The 5722-nt window shown below is 47.4% G+C and carries 5 protein-coding genes; 3 read left to right on the top strand and 2 right to left on the bottom strand.

Going from position 1 to position 5722, the window contains the following annotated elements:
• Window positions 1-231: 231 nt before the first annotated feature.
• From LAT75_RS15030 to LAT75_RS15020, 3 genes are all read left to right on the top strand, one after another.
• Window positions 232-1287, top strand: a complete 1056-nt coding sequence (locus LAT75_RS15030; RefSeq protein ID WP_291483556.1) for a hypothetical protein — start codon at window positions 232-234, stop codon at window positions 1285-1287.
• Between the two features lie 143 nt (window positions 1288-1430).
• Window positions 1431-2936 carry a carboxypeptidase gene (locus LAT75_RS15025; RefSeq protein WP_291483554.1) on the top strand — a complete coding sequence of 502 codons (1506 nt, stop codon included), beginning with the start codon at window positions 1431-1433 and terminating at the stop codon, window positions 2934-2936.
• A 550-nt stretch (window positions 2937-3486) separates the two neighbouring features.
• A complete protein-coding gene (locus tag LAT75_RS15020) occupies window positions 3487-4554 on the top strand; it encodes a hypothetical protein (protein ID WP_291483552.1) in 1068 nt (355 codons plus the stop codon).
• 173 nt (window positions 4555-4727) lie between these two features.
• On the opposite strand, the gene LAT75_RS15015 is transcribed toward LAT75_RS15020, so the two are convergent.
• Window positions 4728-5066 (bottom strand): helix-turn-helix domain-containing protein, encoded by a 339-nt coding sequence (locus tag LAT75_RS15015; protein WP_291483551.1) that lies wholly within the window; start codon window positions 5064-5066, stop codon window positions 4728-4730.
• Window positions 5067-5069: 3 nt separating this feature from the next.
• Complete coding sequence (locus LAT75_RS15010) at window positions 5070-5411, bottom strand: type II toxin-antitoxin system RelE/ParE family toxin (protein ID WP_291483549.1); 342 nt, start codon at window positions 5409-5411, stop codon at window positions 5070-5072.
• Between the last annotated feature and the right edge of the window lie 311 nt (window positions 5412-5722).

The raw sequence follows: 5722 nt of genomic DNA, 5'->3' as shown, positions 1-5722 counted from the left end.
GGAACAATTGGCTTTATGACAATTGAGTGGGTGTAAATGTAAACAATTACTTATCTTCGCAATTACAGTATAAGTTCAACAACTTCAGCTTTAGGGTCCGACAGGGTTATGGTAAATATAATGAAACGGGTTTCGGCAGGTTTGTTGGTGCACAAGGGGGTTCGCAGTATCGGGCGGATCGCCGGCATCATCCTTAATAGCAAAGCAGCGGCGCAATTTAGTGCTGCTATAGTGCTGATTTTTTTCTCTTTGGCTCATGCCGGAAACAGCGCCGCCTCACCGGCTGATTCGCTCGCTGTTATCGAGCTTGACGAGCGCCTGCGGGCAATGCAGCAGGAAAACGCCGCCAGGATGGAGCAGCTTTCAGGCAGGCAGAATGCGCTGGAGCAGCTGCTTCAGCAGCAGCTCGGCGGGCTTCAGCGGGATCTTGAGGAACAGCTCGGCGCATTTGAGTCGCTACAGGAGCGCATCACACAGCTGCAGGGCGGGCTGAATCAGTCCGGGAGTCAGATTCAGGGTCTGGAAGCGGTCTTGCAGCAGCAGGCCGATTCCCTCGCCATTTTGCAGGGGTTGCTCGCCGAGCAGGCCGCGGAGTTTCAGACGCTGCTCGAAGCGAGTCAGGCGCAGTTTCGCGAAACCCTCGGCGATACCGAGGAACAGCTCGACAGTTTGAGCGAGGCCTTTTCAGGCCGCCTCAGCCGGGCAACGACAAGCCTGTGGACAGCCCTGCTCATTTTGGGACTGGTGTTTGGGGTGTTGTTCCTCAGCCTGCGCCGCGCACAGCAGCGCAGTGCGGATGCGGCCGCTGATGAGCTTGAAAAAGCTGAAAAACGCCTCACCGGGGAAATTACCGGCCGGACCGCCGCCCTTGAACAGGCGCAGGAGTCCGCTCAGAAGGAGCTGAAGGACACGATGCAGCAGCAGCTCGCATCTGTAAATGAAGCCCTCGATAAGCGTACCGCGGAACTGAAAGCGGTGTTGGATGCACATCAGCAGCAGCTTCAGGAAGGCGGGGAGGCGCAGGCCAGATTCTCCGAAGCCCTCGAAGAAAACCGGAAGAATCAGGATAAGGAAGCGGTTCAGTCTGCGAAAAAAATTGCAGAGATTCTGGAAAAACAGCTGGCACTCAGCAAAGCCGCCGAAGCGGCCGCCATTCCGGCAGAGGCCCTGGAAGAACTTGCGAAGCTTGAAAAAGGGCTCTCCGGACTTGATCCCTCAACCCGCGGACTCAAAACCCTTCAGCAATCCCTCAAAAAACTTCAGAAAGAACTGGGAGCCGAAAGCTGATTTTTTCAGGAGGATGGCTTTCGGGATGCATCGCCCTGAAATTTCCGTTTAGACTTTTGGGTGCGGTGGCTTAAATTCCGGCTTTGTTAATGGTGTCCGCCGCAGGCAGGGCGCCTCACCCTTCCTGTAAAAAGCCCGCTCAAATGACTAACTCCCGCATCGTTCTGCTGTTTCCATTTCTGATAATCGCGCTGCTCCTGTGGGGCTCCACGGATGCCTTTTCCCAAAATCAGCTGCTCCCGGCGGAGTCAGCCGTCAGTTCCGAACACACGGTCACCATTGGCGGGCAGCGTATTCCTTACAAAGCCACCGCGGGTACCATGCCGGTGCTCGATGCCGACGGCAATGTGCTGGCATCCCTGTTTTATGTGTACTACGAGCGCACCGACATCCGCGATAAAAGCACGCGGCCGCTGGTGTTTTCCTTCAACGGCGGACCCGGCTCGGCTTCGGTATGGATGCACATCGGCTACACCGGTCCCCGCTTCCTGAATATTGATGATGAGGGCTTTCCGGTTCAGCCCTACGGCGTAACCGAAAATCCGCACTCCATTCTGGATGTGGCCGATATCGTATTCATCGATCCGGTTAACACCGGCTTCTCCCGCATACTGAGCGAGAGCGCAGACCGGAGTCAGTTTTTCGGCGTGAATGCCGACATCAGCTATCTGGCCTCCTGGATTGATTTGTTCGTGAGCCGGCACGACCGCTGGCGTTCGCCCAAATACCTGAAAGGGGAGAGCTACGGCACCACCCGTGTGGCAGGGCTCGCGCGCCGGCTGCAGAGCGCGCACTGGATGTACCTGAACGGCGTGATTCTGGTTTCCCCGACCGAAATGGGCCTCACCCCGCCCGCCATGAACCCCCGCTCCGAAATCCTGAAGCTGCCCTACTACGCGGCAACCGCCTGGTATCATGGTCAGCTGGCACCGGAACTGCAGCAGCAGGATCTGTACGACATCCTGCCGGTGGTCGAGGCATTCACCATCAGCGAATACCTGCCGGCGGTGGCAATGGGCGGCTTTCTCGAGGAAGAAAAGCGGAATGAAATCGCCGCGCAGGTCGCCCGTTTTTCCGGCATAGATCAGCAGCATATTCTGAACCACAACCTGACCATCCCGACCTCCTTTTTCTGGAAGGAGCTGCTGCGGCATGAGGGCCTCACCGTAGGCCGGCTGGATTCCCGCTACCGCGGCATCGACCGCATGGATGCCGGCGACCGCTACGATCACGACCCCGCGCTGACCTCCTGGAACCACAGCTTCACGCCGGCCATCAACTACTACCTGCGCGAAGTGCTCGACTATAAAACCGACCTGAGGTACAACATATTCGGGCCCGTGCATCCCTGGGACCGCAGCAACGACAGCACGGGCGATGACCTGCGCCGGGCGATGGGCGAAAACCCCTTCCTGCACGTGATGATTCAGGCCGGCTACTACGACGGTGCGACGGATTATTTCTCGGCCAAATACGCGATGTGGAACATGGACCGCAGCGGCAAGGTCCGCGACCGCCTCCGCTTCGAAGGCTACCGCAGCGGCCACATGATGTACCTGCGACAGGAAGATCTCGCAACAAGCAATCAGCACATCCGCGAATTTATCCGCAACTCCCTCCCAACCCCCGGCCAACCCGCACGATACTGATTTGATGGGCCGCGGATTGAGCGGATTTAGCGGGATTTCCGCGGATTGTTTCGAGCCTGTATTATGGCATTGCGCTATTCATCCTTCCGAACCAGCGACACACTGACCTACTGACACACTGAAATTTTTGGTGATGGCGTATGAGATGCAGATTCTCTCTGATTAATGAAAGAATTTGACGATATATTTTTGGTTCGTTAAATACTTTCACTTACTTTAATCACAGGGCTGAAGTCGTATAAGTAATTACATATACGACTTCAGCAGAAAGTTTAATTAACCGCCATTATTTGGGACTTAATGACCACCCAGGAGTTGCTCAAGTTGAGTTTTCGTGTCTTATACGACTTGGAAGGGTATATTGGGGTTGTTCAATAAGGAGTTATGTGGCAGGAATAACAGTAACCAAATTGAACATATCAATTATAATAAGCAAACCGCCTCATTGTTCGACTCTACTCTTATATTGGCATGTAAAGTGCATGCATATTACGCCTATAACCAAGTTAGGTAAAATGGCAAAAACGATCATACTTAATATATTAAATATATGGATACAAATATTTTAAATGCATTAATAGTCACAATCGCTGGTTTAGTAAGTGGTGTAATTGGATATTTTATTCGAGAATACCAAAATAGAGCAAATAATTTCTTCAATGTCTATCTTATATCTTCAACTACAAAAAGAGGTGATAAAATAAAAATAGATTTAGATGTACGTTCTAAAATTGAAGAATCTAACCTTTTTAAAAAAGTAAAAGAAGAGGCCGAATTTGGCGACATCTATGATAATTGGGATTTAGCAGATGACTTAAAGCGTATTTGGAAAAAAATTGAAGTAATTCTTATAAATTCTCATTCCATAGTAGATGAAGATGAATATTTTGATTGTATTGCAGATGTTTTCGAATTTAGAAATTTTGATTATTGGATGAAAAGATTTTTAATTAGAAATATTGTCGATAATCTTAAAGTCACAAGAGAAAAAAAATTGATTAAAATAAACACTATAGATAAAGATGGGGATTGTTACATAGAATTTCCGAAGAAGAACGTATCATTTAATGTAGGAGAAAATCCCGCAATTCAATCGAAATCTGAAATATTATTAAACAATTTATCGGAAAAAAATATAATAAATTTGAAAAAATTATTTAATGAGTTTCGTCAATTTATGGTACATGAATATGAGATTTCTTTAGCTATTCTTGACAAACTTATAGACATAAAAAACAAGCAATCACGATGGCTTCTTTATGTTACTGTTTCGAATATAAGCAAGTATCCATTACTTTTTGGACTATATCCAGTTCTTAATATTCATCACAATAAGAATACTTATCCATCAAATATGTACATAGCGACCATAAATGAGAAAGGAATAATTTCTGATACATTCAAACCAGTACTAGTTAAACCCAATGAAACATTAGACTTGGCTATCATTACGAAGGACATAGAAAGAGAATCTGAAAACGGGGCTATTATTCGAGGTGTTTTCGAAAAAAAAATTGGAAAACTATCTATTAAGTGGAATGTCATTAGACCTGGACTATTTCAAAATCAAATAATTACTAGTCGAAAACAAAAAATCAGCGACTGTCACATTGCTTAACACTTCTAGAATATAATTCGTTGAAATTCCGAACTTTTAATAGTCGAGAACCATAAATCGACTGCCACATAACAACCATTTCCTGCTGACGTGTAAGCCATTGTTTCTTATCTTCCGGCATGGTTGCCACGCAGCAGAAATGCCAAACCGTTAGTAGCCCTTCGCACTAAGAGTTATGCGGGTTGAAGCGCAACATGTAGATCGCCAGTCAGTAATTCTCCTAATTCCTGCTTCGATATACCAAGGCGCAACAACCCCTTCACCATCAAATCCAATGAGGTACTCGGGTCGCCAACTTCCATTTTCGCAACTCGCGATTGACTGGATCCTAGTGCTCGGGCAAGTTGTACTTGGGTCCACCCTCTCTTTTTGCGCTGGTATCGAATCAGTTCACTAATCTGTAAACGAATCTCTAAATACGCTTCTTCTTCGGGTGACAACTCTAAAAAGTCCGCGGTGGATCCTACGCGGAATCCCGTTTTTTCCAAGTTTTGTCGTTTTTGCTTATCCATCTATCATTCTCCTGTAATCTGTTTGTAGCGCGATAGTCGCTTTTTACACTGTTCAATTACTTCTTTCGGGGTTTGTTGGGTCTTTTTGACAAATACTTCCAGAATAACAATCGCATCAGCGTCTATGTAATACACAATGCGCCAAATCTTGTTGGCATCATTAATGCGTAGTTCGTGACAGTTTTTGCCAATCGACGGCATCGGTCTGGAATCAGGCATCTCTAACAGCTCTCCTTTTTGCAAACGACGCATCAAAAAACCGGCTTTCAGCCGAGATTCGGTGCCAAATGGCGGAGTCTTAATTTCTCCATGTAGCCAAACGATGTATTTGTCGGTGGTTGCCATACCTAAATATGTCATATTCGACATATAAAGTCAACAGCTAAATGGGGCTGCTAACATGCGGTTCAAGCGAATTCGCCCCTGATGCGTTGGTTTAGTTTGCGTTTGGCAAATTGTGCAAATCTATTAACTTAGCTCAACAGGCTTCACCGCTGGACCCTTATGATTTAGGCCCAAAAGTGTTTATCCCGTTACCCAAATCCTAATAAACCCTTCACCCTCACAAGGGTTAATTAGCCACCTTGTTATTCACATCAGCAATTAGATTCAGATCGTAAAACATCCCCACATCATGGCTACCATAATTAAAAAAG

This window comes from Cyclonatronum sp. (assembly GCF_022565315.1).
GTDB lineage: Bacteria > Bacteroidota > Rhodothermia > Balneolales > Cyclonatronaceae > Cyclonatronum.
This window is presented reverse-complemented; position numbering and strand designations above follow the sequence as displayed.